The sequence below is a fragment of the Shewanella benthica KT99 genome, from assembly GCF_000172075.1.
Classification (GTDB): Bacteria; Pseudomonadota; Gammaproteobacteria; order Enterobacterales; family Shewanellaceae; genus Shewanella; species Shewanella benthica_A.
Genome location: NZ_ABIC01000005.1, coordinates 136,942 through 152,522 on the forward strand (window position 1 = coordinate 136,942; position 15,581 = coordinate 152,522).

The window sequence follows — 15,581 nt, forward strand, 5'->3', positions numbered from 1 at the left end:
ATTTTAGTGTTTACTTATTCAGTTTGCCTCCACTTGGATTAGTCTCCTTTGTGTCTTCTATCAGGCTTATTTCCCCTTTGGTTTTTCTCACCGAAGGCACCAAACAGATCGTGTGTCATACCAAAATCGACACGGCGCTCCAGTTTTTCTCTTCTTCTGTCTTGGTAGTGTTTGTAGTGACATCGACATTCAAAGGCATCGCAATTGGATAGGGGCATAGATGGGGCATCTTTAGATAAAAAATGTATGCCTTGAAGATTTTTTACCGCACAACAAGCATAGTGGCTGAGTTCAATGGTGACATTGTGATACGGATGTATTGTCTGCCTATTTGTATCATGGTGTCCATCAGGCAGCACTTCATAGATATGACTGATAGGCTTAATGTGGGAAGGATATCTAATTTTATTGAGAAAACGAGGAGGAAAGCGCAAATAAATTACCACACTGATGATGGCAGTGACTAATAAGAGTGTGAATACAAGTTGGTTTATTGCCATATTGGCCTCCAATTGCAACTATGAGCCTACTTCGATAAAACAGCTTATTTGATAACAATATCCTTAATGATAGTGGATCTTAAAAGGAGTTTCCCATTGAATTCACTGAATTCGTGGCAAGCCATGCTTGTATTAAGCTAATTGATGATCGCATCAGTCAGCGGGCTGAAACGCAGCGAGCAATAGCCCTTAAATGCAAAAGATGGTAAGCGTGAAGTGAAATAAAAATATTAACAGCCCACAATTAGCGGACTGTTAAATATTTCGGGTTTAATTTACGGTACTTTTTGCATGCTTAGCTCAATGGTCGATTCAACCGCTGCAGCAATCTCATCTTCAGTAAACAACAATGGGCGGAACTGCTTTTTAGTCGAGTACAATAAGCTTTGGTCCACAAATGATGGGCTGAGGGCATTATTCGACTCTGAGTAAGTGAGGATACCTTTAGCCACTGGGCCCTGGTCGGTGAAACTGACCGCCATCATCCAACTGGAACCATAACGGATTTGATAGCCTTCAGCCGTTAAGCCTGATGCCAAAGGAGTGCCACTCACCGCATCCATCACGGGCGAGTATTTATGCTGCGGGATCAGCGTGTCATCACCAGATAAGCTGGTGGAGAATACGTTGAAGCCACCTTCGGCATTGTGGCTTCCTGGCCAAGGCAGTTTAGTGCCTGAGGCTGTGCCATCGGGTAATGATTTTTCAACAAACTGAACACTGCCGAGCGGTGCATCGACATCGAAACCTGCCGCTTCAACGTTAAGTGCAGCTAGTGCCAAGGCCTGAAGTGCACTACCATCTGCCACTAGGCTGTTAGGTGTAGTGGCGGCTTTCGTTGCATCAAATGGCACGGTCAACATACTCGATTGATCGAATTGATGGGCAAACTCACGAACTAATGCGCCGCCAATACTGGTATTATCTTGTTTGCCATTCCAGTCTTTCAAGGCATCACATGCTGCACTGACATCTTTCGATATCGTGTCGGTGACAAATACAGGTGTATCGGCTTGGGCTTCACACTGAGTAATTAAGTCGGTGAACACCAGCTCATTTAAATAGATGCGATTCGATAACATGGCGGCCTCGAGTTCCTCAATATTAAATTTACCATCATCACCGGCGGCATCTTCCATTAACTTAAGCCCCATACGAGTGCGCAGTGATAATTGACCACGCTCTGCTCCGTACATGGGTGAGTAATTTTCCAGTGGCTCGGCTAAGTTGGTTGACCAGAATGAGTTATTGGAGTTTTGCACAAAGTCACTGCGCTCAAGCTTGGGAGCGAACTCGTAAGGCATAGGTCCATCGAAGCTAAATACCGATGTATTGCCGGGTAAGATGGTAAAGCCAGCTTGCTCTCTAGCGGCAATAATACCGGGATGAGTTTTTAACAGGTGTATGGCGATACCCGATAAACCAGGCACGGTTGAGTCGTCGATATAGAAGGTATTACCCTCTTTATCGGCGTACATAGTATTGTTGAAAATCATCCCGCCATAGTTTTTAAAGGCTTGCTGGAACTCATCTTTATTACTTGCCGTATTCATTGCAAACCAATGGTCAATGGAATCTTTATTCGCCATGTTGGCATGAAGGCCTGACCATCGTCCCAGGGAAAGGGGGCCAGGCCTACAGGCGCTTCGATCATGGGGCCCTTAGGCGTAGTGTAAATATCTTTCTCGGCTATGAGCATGCCAGCTGGGCCACCATTAACTAAAATCTGTACCGTTTCCTTAGTAATGGGCATGGGCGTTTCGTCATACATATACTGCATGCGATCGCCGCTAACCAGTTCAAGGTTATACATAACAAAATGTTCAGCGGTTGAGAAGGCGTGGGTCCAGGCCAAGTCTTTATTGAAGCCGATATTAATGGTCCCAGGCATGCCCACTAGAGAGCCGCCCATCACATCAAGGTGACCGGGAATAGTCAGGTGAGACTGCCAGAAACGCAGGTTGCCAGTATGAGGAAAGTGGGGATTACCTAACACCATGCCTCTGCCGTTCTCGGTTTTATCTTTACCTAATCCCCAGCCGTTAGAGCCTAAATCACCTGGGTTGGCGTAAAAAATCAAATCGAGGAAGTTGGCAGCGCCAGGTAGCAGTGCGATTGACAATAGGTAGTTTGCAACATCGACACCGTCGATGGGTTTAACCCAAGGTTGGCCCGAACAAAAGGGGTCGCCTGTTTGTTCTCCGGCTTCTATGTCGGCTAAAAACCGGTTATAGCCTGCGCTAAATCCATCCATCAATGCCCGTGAATTATAACTGAATTGTGGATACTGGGCCTCGGCCATAGCTCTGATCTTCATCGCCTTATAAGCAAAGTCTGAGACCAAGTTACCGTTATCTTCAGTCGTGGGTAAGCCAGTTGTAAAATCGATTGAGGCGTGTGGGCCGAAGTACATAGAGCGTTCTGAGTTAGCCTTGATAAATCCATCGGCTAATACACATAAATTATCTTGTGCTTGGGCATAACCGCTACCAAACCCCAGACTTTCTAAGTTATCCGCTCGAATGTGAGGCACACCAAAGGTGGTACGACGGATTTGTGCCTTAAGCAGACCGTCAGGCGCGAAGACTTGTAAAGGAGGAGTGACTTCGGGAGTTGGCTTGACTGTTGGGGTTTTTGAATAGTCGCTATCGTTACCACAGCCCGCAAGAAAAACTGTTGAAGCAAGGCCAACAGTTAGCATGATCTTGTTTAATTCCATTGTAGATCCTAATTAATTGTTGTCTCATAAAGCCGCTTGTTTATGAGTGAGTCTTACCATCCATGTGCCTCAATTTTGAGCCATTAGCTTATCTTAGAAGCGCTAAACCGTCTGCGCCCAAACCAACATGTTCAAAATACAACAAAAACACCGCAACCATTTAAGCAATCATTTAAACGTTTGTCTACATTTTTACCGGGTATGTTAAGTTTGTTTAAATGCGTGAGCGGCTCTATTCAAAAATATTTATGAGTGGGGGGGGGGGGGGAGCTTACTTTTGTGGAGCAGCCATTTTTATTTTGTTTTATGGTCGCTGGCCTGCTAATGACTAATCGCTCCCAAATTTGGCTAACGATGTTGGCCGGATAAGAAAAGGTCAACAGATCTCTACCTTGTCTCATTTCTATGCAGAACAACTATAATTTGCATTAATAGGTTTGTTCTAATATGACGCTTGTATGTGTCGAATGACAGATAAAAAGAGTAGGTAGTGACAATGACAGTACTCAAGATCCAAAATGTGGGTAAAGGCTTAGGCTTGCAGTTACCACAAGATGTAGTAGAACGGCTCCATCTTGGTGCCGGAGACAGTATCTGTCTCGAGAAGATGGCACATGGCAGTTATCGCCTCGTCACTAAGGATGATGAATTAGCCGAACAAATGACACGGATTGAAGACTATATGCATGAAGAGGATGCGTGACGTTTCCCCTCATTGGTGATACCCGTTAGCACAGAGCTAGTTCATCAGTGAGTGCGATAGCTTGAGCCTTGATAACCTAAATAAAGCTCTATATATCCTTGATAATTAACGACTGGACCTGTTCTGTGTCACAGTAAGGCTATGAAAAGCTTGCCATAATCGAGGAGCTGGTGATATTGCCAAAAGCCTCGAGGAAGTCGCTATGTTGACAGGTTCAGTATTAGATCTTATCGCATTTATCTGTTTTGTGGTGAGCTGGATCGGCTACACCTACTTTGCCAAGTGGAAAGCGAAAAATACCAACTGTCTCGCTCGCTGCCTGCATCAGCACCGAATTCACTGGATGAATGAACTGATGCGCTATGAAATGCGGGTGGGTGAAGCTGCACTTATGGCAAACATCGAGCGAAATACCACCTTTTTTGCCTCCACTACTATGTTAATACTTGCCGGTGTGTTGACACTCTTTGCACAGGTAGAACGATTGGAGTCGGTGATCGTTTCTATCCCTTTCACTGCTACACCTAGCTATGCTTTGATCCAGATAAAATTGAGCCTACTTACCTTTATCTTCGTGATGGCCTTTTTCCAGTTCACCTGGTCGATGCGCCAATATGGTTTCGTGAATGTGATGATTGGTGCCACCCCACTGCGAGGACGTGAGACTAGTGATCATATGAAAAACTACGCAACTCAGATGGCGATTGTCCAAGATCAAGCTGCCCACTCCTACAACTATGGCATGCGTGCTTACTATTTTTCCATGGCGGTACTAAGCTGGTTTTTCCATCCGCTACTCTTTATTGCCTCTAGTCTACTGGTTGTCTACACCCTCTACGCCCGAGAGTTTAAATCTAAAGCCGTTGTGGCTATCACCTGTGGGATGATCATGTTGCAAAAAGAGGAGCAGGAGCGAAAAGAGAGGGATAGTCAGCCGCGATGATGACCTAGTTAGTCGCTTGAATGTCGAACACCAGATAGATGAATGGCGTGCGAGTGCTTTGATCAATAACCTATTGGGTGTGAAAATGATCAAAAATCCGTTGAGTCTCAATTTACTAAAGGCCAAGAAGATGGAGTAGAACGCATTGGTTTGAAAATGGCCAAAAATATTCTGCAATTACTTTTAAGAAAGGCAACGAAGTTTCAAGCCAGTACTAGCCTGAATACGTATAAGGTGGCCTAGGCTAGTGGTTAAATATTGTTTGTCTATCTAGCTGTTGAACCACAGTTATAGTCTAGAATACCTAAAGGAAACAATCTAGTTGAGCCATTTATATTTTAATAAATTTTACTAAATCCATATTGCTTAGTATTCAGTATTGATGTTAACAGTTTTCAAGATACTTAACAGAAGAATCCCCATGCCATAGCATTAATAATGATGTCGTTTTATGGTTTAATTAAAGAAGTATTGTAGTGGCAGAGGGGAAATGGTTATGTATAAGAATACTGGCTTGTTGCCCTGGGGAAAATATCCTCACGGATAAAAAATCTATCTATGATGTGGAAGGTAAAAACTATATAGAGATTAATGACGCTTCAGATGAGTCATCCAAAACACCTGCTGCTCGCTTTCACTCTTCCTCGTTAATTATGCTTTGTGCAGTATAATTGTTATTCGAGTAACGGCTATCGCCGCCGTTTTTCATGGGGTCCCACTGGTCAAGTAGTTCGGTCACTAGTAGGTATTTCTCTATAATTGTAGTTGATAATAATATAAAATCCGGATGCTAAATAAAATATTTTTTCAAAAAAAGACCTTTAGCCTAAGCTATTTAAAATAAAGGGCAATATAAATTTAACTATAAACAGCTAGACAGCTTGTATACAGATGGCTATGTTATGCCTATGTAAAAATAGGCGCAACAAGAATAAAACCAAAATTATCTGGTGGTTAACACCGCATAGAAAACAGAGCTTTGGCGGACACTTGCATCGGGAAAATGTTTCACGGAAATGTAACATTTTGATATCTATCAATGACAAAAGCCTATAAAAGCGTATGATCCCTAACATAAATTAACAGTTAAGTTGATTTTGAGCTTTCTACAGCTTTAGCAGTGAGTCGGGTACGGTGCTGCGGATCACCGAATACTTTACGCTGCGCTCACTTACAAAGCATACAAAGATTGAAAAATCGCAATGTGATAACGACACCATAACTATAATCACAGGAGCTAGTCTGCTTGAAATTATTGCTTTCTCGGAGTAAGAAAGCATAAGAATAACTATGGGTGTCTAGGTTATTCAATTTCCGCAGTTTTACACTGATAAAGAGGTGATATTTATAACTTTCTAACTAATTTTAATATTTTAATATTTTAATGGAGAAAAAATGATAATCACCATAATTGGAGCAGGCAATGCTGGTTCTGCTTGTGCGTTTATGGCTGCTGAAGCAGGACATAAAGTAAGACTATTGAAGACTTCGAATCGTATTACCCATGATGACCACTTTGAAGCTATGGTCAGAAATAAGGGAATATACTGCATCGATAACACCAAAAAAGGGCATTTTACTGATAGTGCCGATGATGCCGAAAAAACCTTTCAACCATTGGAATTGATTACCCGAGACCCTAAAGAAGCGATTGAGGGGGCGGATGTAGTTATGATTTTCATTCAAACCACATACCACCGGGCTTTGGCTGAAAGGATTGCAAAATATTTCCAGGACGATCAGTTGGTCATCTTGATACCTGGCTATGCAGGCAGTATCTTCTATAATCAATTTTGTGATAATAATCCGATATTTGCAGAAGGGGAATCTACCCCAAATGATGCTAGAGTGGTTGAATCTGGCACTGTGAAAGTTTTATTTAAAAATGTCAGAAATTCCCTGTCATTTTTCCCCGCCACAAGAACAGCAGAAGGAATGGCCATCGCATCCCGTTTATTCCCTGCCTACAACATTGAAATGAGCAGCGTTCGAAAACATATATTCGAATCGGCACTACATAACCCCAATATCATAGTTCACACAGTGGGGCAGTATGTAATGTATCCAATGCTTGAGTATTGTGCCAAGCATCATCCTGATGAAGTTCCATATATGTATAGGGATGCTCTTTCGACTAAAATGGCATGGCTAATGATAGAAAAATTGGACGCGGAAAAAATGGCGGTGTTAAGTGCGCTAGGATGTGAACCCATTCCTTATCTAGAAGCATGTTTATTCAGAAATGAACAAGATATGAATCAAGACCCTAGAGAAGTTTTTGAAAGCTATAAAATCTCATCACCTCCAGGACCTGACAGTTTCGACAATAGATACGTCACTGAGGATGTGCCTATGGGGTTGGTTTTATTATCATCACTAGGTGAAACATTAGGTATTAATACGCCTGAGTGTGATCGTTTGATCGAGATGAGTGGCGGTATTTTAGCGAGAGATTTTTATGCAGAAGGCAGAACATTAGCTTCTTTAGGGTTAGCTGAACTAACAAGGGAAGAGTTATTGCATTTTGTAGAAAGAAAAGAGTTGCGAGCGAAAATTTAGCCGTCCCAGTGTAAGCATTGAGCATTAGGTTGTATAATCTGGGGGGCTGAGTCTGAGGGCGCTGCATATTCCGGCGGTTGCGATCACTCACTCCCCCTATTTTTAGTCTAAGTGATCGAATTGTCCCAGTTGTCTTGTCGCGTTCAACATGCAAGTGCAGCGTTATTTATGGCTTATATTGTATTGCTCTTTATTGATTTCATTCAAAATTGAGACGGTATGGCGAAGCCCCACTTAGTCTCCTCTTCATTATAAGTCTCATATTGATTAGACTCATAACGGTATTTGATCTGCCAGGACCAGCGCTCGGTCACTCGGTACCCAAGTGATAGCCTGGCATAAGTTTCATAACGTTCACTGCCATCAATAGCCGCGCTGCCCTGCACAACCAATGTGTTGTACCACCTGTCACTCCAGAGTTTGAGCATTGTCGCACTGGCATTTGCGCTAATACTGTCACTACTCAAGTTATCTTTTACATTCAGGTAATTTGCCCCTAATTCAGTAAATACGGCGGTATCCATCCAACCATTAAATTCGCTAATAATGCCAACTTGATATTGATATTGGTAATGGTTAAAGTGGCCGCTTTTAGTATCCGTTTTCCCATGTTTAATTGCCGGAATACGCACTTGGATTCGAGTGTTTCGACTGGTTGCTCAGTGTTTGTTGTGACATGCTCTGAAACATAAACTGGCTCAAATTGTGAGAGACTATTTTAATCTTCACAGCCAAGAAGCAAGGCTAGTACAAAATAGGTGATTTTTTCAATTGTTTGTAATACTAACGTAGGAGGTTGTGTTTGTATCAATTGACGCTAAATTAGCAGCACATGAAACAGATGAAATGCTTGGAGTGGGGGGGGGATCTTGCTTAAGTAGCTGTTAGCTTAAAATAAGTACCAATAAAAAAACAGTAGCCAGCGAATGGCTTTGATCCCTATATCATTGGCTAAATGTAGTGGCGAGTCACTTTACGACTATAACGCTGCTCAAAATTAAAGGGACTCATTTTCATGGTGCGAAAAGCATCGACCCAGCTCACAATCATCGGCACTAACGTCCAGCTAAACATTAAGTACAAACTGCCCTTCAGGTATTGACCTAAATAGAACTTATGTAGGCCAAAACCGCCGAATATAAAGCTAAACCATATTGCGAGTTTTTGATTTTTAATATGAACGCATGGATTGACTCCAGCGAGGGCTTCTAATCCTTGAGCGGCATGACATTGGGGGCAGGTGACCAAATTAAGGTCGATCTTTGGGCTGCACTCTGTACATTGAGAGCATGGGTGAGCACTATTTTTCATTGCAAACTCCAGTTGTCACTCGTGAGTTAAAATTACTAATGACTCATTATGCGTACAAGTGTGCGCTGAAACATAGGTGCACAGTTCACAAAAATAAAATAAAGCTATGGCAGGCGGTGTGACCAAAGGCGCAAGCGAATATTATCGTGCTGCTGAATGTCGATAGCGACTTTTTGTTGATCAGAAGACAAGCTTGATCTAAAGTTCTATCAAAGTTTAAGACAGCATTGGTATCAGACTAAATAGCTTGCTGTGATTGAGGGCAAGTTGAGTCTTTGATCTTAATCATGGTGTAACAGGGTATGATTTGTTCATCATACTAGTCGAACATGATGCTGATAATGGAGGAGTAATAGTGACAGATGATAAGTTAATTCTAATCTTGAAAATCAGTATCACTGTCGGTATTTGTTTGATTTTACTTGGTATATACCTGCATAATTTCAACGAGACGATTGAAGCTATGGGCGTAACAGGTATCATGATTAGTGCTATGTGTGTGGCCTTTGGCATGGCATTGTCTTTACCAACCAAAATGTACCTGACCTTTATTCTGGTTACACGGGAAACTGAGAAGCATCAGTAATAAATAAAACCTAGCTTTATTGTGAGCCTGAGCTTAGCTATGATCATTGCCCCAGTGATCATCATGGATGCTTTTTCAGCTAAAACCGAACAAAGCATTTTGGTTAGCTTTGCCCGTCAGTATGATGTTGCTGACGTGGGGTAAGGACTGGCAAGTTGATGCAAGTCAGCTGTCTTTTCTGCTTGCTGCAGTACTTCTTTCTATTCACTTCGTGCTGAATAAGAAAATCAGCAGCCAACTTACTCCGTTAGTTTCAATATGTTTGCAGCTATTTGTGGTCGGTATTGTGGGGGCTGTACTCAGTAAAGATGGAAACCGCCGCTTTAATCATGATTCTAGAGCCAATCATGGACCATGATGTTGAGTGTCACTATGTTGGATGAGACGCTGAAATTACAAAAGGCACTGGGCGGTGGTGTGATTTTCCTGTCGCTGTTTCTCTATATTAAGCTTTCCAAGCGATATGCTTTAACTGATAAGTGACTTTGCTACCAAAGAGTCGTTATTTTATCGCTGGCGGAGTTCTGCAATGAGCAACATAGTGTTTAGCTGGCAGGGGAGTTTCGTTCGTTGCAAAATATAGTCATGACTCCCTTCATTCTGGTTTTGCCGCCATAAGAAACTGTGTTTCATCGTTAACTGCGATATAAACAGCTTATGGTACTAGCAGAATATAGAAAAATTACCGATAAGCTGATTTTCACTATTAATGATCTTACCTTGGCAGGTTTCATCACAATAGGATAATTCAATATTCCTATTATCTATATTACCTTTCATTAAAATATGACGTAATAGTACATCACCATTTAACTGATGGATTAATGCGTTCCAAGAAATCTCATTCTTAAAAATATTGAAGTTTACTGTCATTGATTACCTTGTTGTTTATTGGGGGAGGGAGCTGCTGGTTGGCTTACTTGGTGTTGAACCAATATTGATACCAAAATCGTGTCTGATCTGCTGCGCATGATATTTTTTGTCTTGCTTTTTTATAATCCGGATCAATGCACTAGAAGTTAAACTTAACATTTGCCTTAAGCTGTAAATATTTAATGTTTATTTATAATGATATAACGAAGAAAGTGAGTAACGTAACGATATATACAAGCAAGCAGATGATTGAAATGTTAATATTTTTGCAGATACGGTATAAATGTTGATTAAAATAGAATTGAAAATTGCTTTAAATATGACGTAAATGGTCCTAAACCATTTACGTCGACTTACAAAGTTAAAGCGCAACTACGTTAGCTGCTTGAAGGCCTTTTTGACCTTGCTCTACTTCGAAAGATACTTTCTGGCCTTCAGCTAAAGTCTTGAAGCCGTCAGAAGTGATTGAACGGAAGTGAACGAATACGTCAGCGCCGCCATTGTCTTGAGTAATGAAACCAAAACCTTTCTCTTCGTTAAACCATTTTACTAGACCAGTTGTTGAATTAGACATGATGTGTCCCTTATAGTTAAATTCATAAAATATATCGCAGTATGCGATGTGCTGAAATTGAATTATTGAATGTGACGATGAAGATAAGGGAAACTGAGGATAACAACAATAACGAAGAAATCTAAGGTTTACTTTTTACTTATTTTATCACTAATAACTCTAAACAGCTGAGCGAGGCAAATAATACCTTATAATCAAAAATTGTACAGCGTTATTTTTCATTTTTTCATTTTGAGTACCGAAAAAGTAATTAACAGTGCTGGCCAAGATGGCATCTAAATGATGGGGTGAGTTTTGTAATATATTCTCATCACAAAGAATGATAAAAGAGCGCCTCATTATAATTTTGATTACAATCAATCTCTTACCATTATATTTGTTTTTTATACAATATCGAGACTGTGCCACTCATGTTCGATAGCGGTCTACTTTTTATATTGTTTGGGGTTTCTCATGTTGGGATGGTAATGAGCGAACTTGTTATGACCGACTCGTCTGGAGAGGTTTAAACCGAAACACACTAAGAGTTTCGGTTTAGCCCATCGGGTGTGCTTATTTATAGGTTGAGATTAACTTGATCAGTCTTTAGTATCCGCATCCCAGTAATTGGTTAGACGCTTGGCATAGCTCTCATCGACTGCCCGGACCAAGACCTTGTTGTTTTCCGGATAGACCACTACGTCGTGCTTATCTCGGTTGCCTATGACCAGGAATACGAACTCTTTGTCTGAGTCATTTCTTAGGGTGTGAGCTATGCCTGTATCGGCATTGAAGCAGATATAGTCACCTTTTTTAAAGGGATGAGGCTCGCCATCGATGAGCAAAATATTGAATATCTTCTGCGGTTAATTATCGTTTGAGTATGGAAGGAACTGACGATCTAAGCGTGTGGGGGACGAGCTGGTTGTAGATGGAACCGGTGTTTTTTTGATAATGAAATGAAAAGAGACGCCATAAGCGTCCCTTTTTCGATGATGGGATTGATGTTCATCCGAGGCCTAGAATCTCACATCCCTCTTCGGGACTTGATTAATCCGTGTAGTTAAACAGGGACTTAACCGTATGTAAAGTCCTGCTTATCTCGTCTATATTAGCCGGTGTAATGAAGATAGTATCATCACCGGCAATGGTGCCAAGAATTCCCTCTGGCTTACCTATAGAGTCCAATAAACGTGCAATTAGCTGGGCCGCTCCCGGACTCGTCCTGACGACTATCATGGCTTGGTTATGGTCAACATCCAGTACCAGGTTCTTTAGCGGGCTTCCCGCCGTGGGAACACCCAGTTCAGCGGGTAAGCAGTAAACCATCTCCTGCTTGGCATTGCGGGTTCGCACCGCGCCAAACTTGCTTAGCATTCTGGAGACTTTCGACTGATTGATGTTGCTGTAGCCTTCGGCTTGAAGGGCGATAACAATTTCACTCTGGGAGCCAAAACGCTCCTCTTTCAAAATTAACTTAAAGGTCTTAACAAGTTCGTCTTGATTTTTATTTGCTTGCATAGTTTTTGTGTTCTTTTATTCAAAAATCTTCTCTATTTTGAATATTTCAGGCTTTTTGTCAACAAATACCCGAGTAAATTGAATAAAAATGCAAGTTATCAAGGGGTGAGATTTGTTATCTCGTCTAAATGTAGCCAGACTTGGACTAAGTTGAGAGCTGAAGTCGATCTGTTTAGCTCGGATAGTGCAGGTTAATGCCTGTATGGCTCACCAGCTTAGAAGATTTCTCGATGGCAATTAAAAATAAAATCTAATCAAGACTAAGGGATAATTGAAATTTATTCATTATTCCAGTAATGTTGCGCCATCTGGAAAGATAGATCTATATCACAAATACCCAAGAATTGACGGAGATAACTATGAAAGTTGCTGTACTTGGTGCCGCTGGTGGTATTGGCCAGGCTCTTGCCCTATTACTCAAAACGCAATTGCCAGCCGGTTCAAAACTATCCCTTTATGATATTGCTCCTGTAACACCTGGTGTCGCGGTCGATTTAAGCCATATCCCGACAGCAGTCGAAGTTAAAGGCTTTGCTGGTCAAGATCCATCTGCTGCGCTGGAAGGTGCCGATGTGGTGCTTATTTCTGCTGGTGTTGCACGTAAGCCGGGCATGGATCGTTCAGATCTGTTTAACATCAACGCCGGTATCGTGAGAAACCTGATGGAGAAATGTGCCGCAACTTGTCCAAAAGCTTTGATTGGTATTATTACTAACCCAGTCAACACCACAGTCGCTATCGCCGCTGAAGTGTTAAAAGCTGCCGGTGTTTATGACAAGAACCGTCTATTCGGTATAACAACACTAGACGTTATTCGTTCTGAGACCTTTATCGCCGAAGCGAAAGGACTAAACGTTGCCGATGTTAAAGTAAGCGTTATCGGTGGCCACAGTGGTGTGACGATTCTGCCACTACTGTCTCAGGTAGAAGGCGTAAGCTTTACCGATGAAGAAGTTGCCGCAATGACGACTCGTATCCAGAATGCGGGTACCGAAGTGGTTGAAGCTAAAGCCGGTGGCGGCAGCGCGACACTCTCTATGGGCCAGGCTGCATGTCGTTTCGGTTTATCTTTGGTTCGCGGTCTTCAAGGTGACGATAATGTTGTTGAGTGTGCCTATGTCGATGGTGGCAGTGAGCATGCAGAATTCTTCGCTCAGCCAGTTCTACTGGGTAAGAATGGCGTCGAAAAAGTACTGGCTTACGGTGACGTGAGTGAGTTCGAAGCTAATGCCCGTGATGCTATGCTAGATACATTAAAAGCAGATATCACCTTAGGCGTCGAATTTGTTAAGTAAACTTTGGCGTTAAGCCTAATAAAAAAGGCGCCCTAGGGCGCCTTTTTTGATCTCTCATCTCATCTCATCTTAGCTAAGATGATTGAGGTGCAGATGTTCTAAAACAGTGTTTTAGAACAAAAAGAATATTATACCAAACTACATCTTTACCTATATGCAAGGTTAACTCTCGGTAATCGATTCTAGTGGTTTCTCTCTACCGCAATTTTAGCCAGAGATATAAGGGCTTGCTTGTATTCGCTATCAGGAATGCAAGCTAACGCTGCTACGGCCTTATCAGACTCTTCTAAGGCTCTGTCATGGGTATATTTCAATGCGCCACAGTTGTTCAGTGCTACGAGGATCTCTTCGATGTTTTGTGTACCATCACCGAGCTCGACGGCCTTACGTATTAATGCTTGTTCTTTCTCGGTACCATGAGCTATCGCATAGATTAGCGGCAGCGTAGGTTTCCCCTCCGCTAAGTCATCGCCTATATTCTTACCTAACTCTTCGGTATTGGCCGTGTAGTCGAGTAGATCATCGGTTAACTGGAATGCGGTGCCTAAGTATTTACCGTAATCTGCTAGTGCAGTCTGTATTTCTATCGGGCTGTCGGCGAGTACGCCGGCGAGTCGAGTCGCGGCTTCAAACAGTTTGGCCGTCTTACAATAGATGACCCGCATATAGCTTTCTTCACTGGTATCTGGGTCGTTACAGTTCATTAACTGCAGTACTTCACCTTCGGCCAGTACGTTGGTTGCGTCGGCAAGCATCTTTAATACCTTCATGCTGCCTAATTCGGTCATCATCTGGAATGAACGAGTGTAAAGAAAGTCGCCGACTAACACGCTGGCACTGTTACCAAATAGGGCATTGGCCGTGTCTCTTCCTCTACGCAGCATGGATTCGTCAACGACATCATCATGGAGAAGCGATGCCGTATGGATAAACTCAACGATAGCGGCTAGCTTAAGATGAGCCACTCCTTGGTAGTCGATCGCACGAGCAGCCAATATGGAGAGTAATGGGCGCATACGTTTACCGCCGCCATTAATAATGTAGAAGCCTAACTGATTGATCAGGGCAACATCAGATTCAAGTTGTGCATATATAAGCTTATTGACGTCTTGCATGTCGCTATCAGCTAACTGACGGATGGCGTTCAAATCCATAAAGAGGCTCTGGTTTGTGGGGCTGAAAAGTATTTGTCGGCCCAAAATTAATGCTTAATGTTATAATCATGGGATTCTACCTAAAAAAGCGCCGTAAAACAGCACTTGAGGTGAATTGTACGGGTAATTCCGATCTTTTTTTATTCTTTAGTGATTAGGGCTTGTCAGCTTACGCTTCTTAGCGTAAAATCCGCCACCATTGTCATTAAAGCTTTTATAACACCCCAGCCTCAACTAAATGAGCCGGCGTGTTAGAATACCGGAGTAAAATAGCTATGTACGCTGTTTTTCAAAGTGGTGGTAAGCAGCATCGTGTTGCTGAAGGCCATACATTACGTCTAGAAAAATTAGAAGTCGCTACAGGCGATACTGTTGAGTTTGACCAAGTTCTCTTGGTTGCCGACGGTGAGACTGTACACATTGGTGCACCTTTAGTCGAAGGTGGAAAGGTTGTTGCTGAAGTTATCAGCCACGGCCGTCACGATAAAGTTACTATCGTGAAGTTCCGTCGTCGTAAGCATCACGACAAAAAAATGGGCCACCGTCAGTGGTTTACCGAAGTTAAAATTACAGCTATCAACGCTTAATTAGGAGTCTAACTCATGGCACATAAAAAAGCTGGCGGTTCTACTCGTAACGGCCGCGATTCAGAAAGCAAACGTCTTGGTGTAAAGCGTTTCGGTGGTGAGTCAGTTCTTGCTGGCAACATCATCGTTCGTCAACGTGGTACTAAATTCCACGCTGGTGTTAACGTAGGTATGGGTCGTGACCATACTCTATTCGCTTTGACTGACGGTAAAGTTAAGTTCGAAATTAAAGGTCCTAAGAGCCGTAAGTTCATTAGCATCGAAGGCTAATCTTTAG

General features: G+C 42.3%; 15 protein-coding genes and 1 pseudogene. 8 read left to right on the plus strand and 8 right to left on the minus strand.

Going from position 1 to position 15,581, the window contains the following annotated elements; genetic code table 11:
• Nucleotides 1-38 precede the first annotated feature (38 nt).
• Nucleotides 39-500: a hypothetical protein gene (locus KT99_RS03525; protein WP_040571557.1), complete on the minus strand. Its 462-nt coding sequence runs from the start codon at nucleotides 498-500 to the stop codon at nucleotides 39-41.
• A gap of 275 nt (nucleotides 501-775) precedes the next feature.
• Nucleotides 776-3,219, minus strand: a pseudogene (locus KT99_RS03530) (acylase).
• Nucleotides 3,220-3,715: 496 nt separating this feature from the next.
• On the opposite strand from KT99_RS03530, the gene KT99_RS03535 reads away from it, so the two are divergent.
• The 3 genes from KT99_RS03535 to KT99_RS03545 all read left to right on the plus strand — a co-directional run bounded on the left by KT99_RS03535 (nucleotide 3,716) and on the right by KT99_RS03545 (nucleotide 7,424).
• A complete protein-coding gene (locus tag KT99_RS03535; RefSeq protein ID WP_005497109.1) occupies nucleotides 3,716-3,922 on the plus strand; it encodes an AbrB/MazE/SpoVT family DNA-binding domain-containing protein in 207 nt (68 codons plus the stop codon).
• 205 nt (nucleotides 3,923-4,127) lie between these two features.
• Complete coding sequence (locus tag KT99_RS03540; protein ID WP_040571573.1) at nucleotides 4,128-4,865, plus strand: DUF599 domain-containing protein; 738 nt, start codon at nucleotides 4,128-4,130, stop codon at nucleotides 4,863-4,865.
• Nucleotides 4,866-6,260: 1,395 nt separating this feature from the next.
• Entirely contained in the window at nucleotides 6,261-7,424 is a 1,164-nt protein-coding gene (locus tag KT99_RS03545) for an NAD/NADP-dependent octopine/nopaline dehydrogenase family protein (RefSeq protein ID WP_005497121.1), read from the plus strand.
• Between the two features lie 203 nt (nucleotides 7,425-7,627).
• On the opposite strand, the gene KT99_RS03550 is transcribed toward KT99_RS03545, so the two are convergent.
• Nucleotides 7,628-8,056 (minus strand): DUF481 domain-containing protein, encoded by a 429-nt coding sequence (locus KT99_RS03550; RefSeq protein ID WP_005497123.1) that lies wholly within the window; start codon nucleotides 8,054-8,056, stop codon nucleotides 7,628-7,630.
• Nucleotides 8,057-8,375: 319 nt separating this feature from the next.
• Nucleotides 8,376-8,735: a TM2 domain-containing protein gene (locus KT99_RS03555; protein WP_005497125.1), complete on the minus strand. Its 360-nt coding sequence runs from the start codon at nucleotides 8,733-8,735 to the stop codon at nucleotides 8,376-8,378.
• 355 nt (nucleotides 8,736-9,090) lie between these two features.
• Between KT99_RS03555 and KT99_RS03560 the strand changes: the two genes are divergently transcribed.
• Both KT99_RS03560 and KT99_RS20040 read left to right on the plus strand, forming a co-directional pair.
• Complete coding sequence (locus KT99_RS03560; RefSeq protein WP_040571575.1) at nucleotides 9,091-9,321, plus strand: hypothetical protein; 231 nt, start codon at nucleotides 9,091-9,093, stop codon at nucleotides 9,319-9,321.
• A gap of 67 nt (nucleotides 9,322-9,388) precedes the next feature.
• Entirely contained in the window at nucleotides 9,389-9,679 is a 291-nt protein-coding gene (locus KT99_RS20040; RefSeq protein WP_005497128.1) for a hypothetical protein, read from the plus strand.
• Between the two features lie 876 nt (nucleotides 9,680-10,555).
• On the opposite strand, the gene cspE is transcribed toward KT99_RS20040, so the two are convergent.
• From cspE to argR, 3 genes are all read right to left on the minus strand, one after another.
• Nucleotides 10,556-10,768, minus strand: a complete 213-nt coding sequence (gene cspE / locus KT99_RS03575; protein ID WP_005497134.1) for a transcription antiterminator/RNA stability regulator CspE — start codon at nucleotides 10,766-10,768, stop codon at nucleotides 10,556-10,558.
• A 578-nt stretch (nucleotides 10,769-11,346) separates the two neighbouring features.
• Nucleotides 11,347-11,592 carry a cupin domain-containing protein gene (locus KT99_RS03580; RefSeq protein WP_005497136.1) on the minus strand — a complete coding sequence of 82 codons (246 nt, stop codon included), beginning with the start codon at nucleotides 11,590-11,592 and terminating at the stop codon, nucleotides 11,347-11,349.
• A gap of 205 nt (nucleotides 11,593-11,797) precedes the next feature.
• A complete protein-coding gene (argR, locus tag KT99_RS03585) occupies nucleotides 11,798-12,268 on the minus strand; it encodes a transcriptional regulator ArgR (protein ID WP_005497137.1) in 471 nt (156 codons plus the stop codon).
• A gap of 359 nt (nucleotides 12,269-12,627) precedes the next feature.
• On the opposite strand from argR, the gene mdh reads away from it, so the two are divergent.
• The gene (gene mdh, locus KT99_RS03590; protein ID WP_005497139.1) at nucleotides 12,628-13,563 is read left to right on the plus strand and encodes a malate dehydrogenase; all 936 of its coding nucleotides are present in this window, start codon (nucleotides 12,628-12,630) and stop codon (nucleotides 13,561-13,563) included.
• A gap of 182 nt (nucleotides 13,564-13,745) precedes the next feature.
• Here the strand turns inward: mdh and ispB are convergent, their stop codons facing one another.
• The gene (gene ispB, locus KT99_RS03595; protein ID WP_005497141.1) at nucleotides 13,746-14,717 is read right to left on the minus strand and encodes an octaprenyl diphosphate synthase; all 972 of its coding nucleotides are present in this window, start codon (nucleotides 14,715-14,717) and stop codon (nucleotides 13,746-13,748) included.
• A gap of 275 nt (nucleotides 14,718-14,992) precedes the next feature.
• Here ispB and rplU point away from each other — a divergent pair, with 275 nt between their 5' ends.
• The gene (gene rplU / locus KT99_RS03600) at nucleotides 14,993-15,304 is read left to right on the plus strand and encodes a 50S ribosomal protein L21 (protein WP_005497144.1); all 312 of its coding nucleotides are present in this window, start codon (nucleotides 14,993-14,995) and stop codon (nucleotides 15,302-15,304) included.
• Nucleotides 15,305-15,319: 15 nt separating this feature from the next.
• Nucleotides 15,320-15,574 carry a 50S ribosomal protein L27 gene (gene rpmA / locus KT99_RS03605; protein WP_005497146.1) on the plus strand — a complete coding sequence of 85 codons (255 nt, stop codon included), beginning with the start codon at nucleotides 15,320-15,322 and terminating at the stop codon, nucleotides 15,572-15,574.
• The last annotated feature ends 7 nt before the right edge of the window (nucleotides 15,575-15,581 follow it).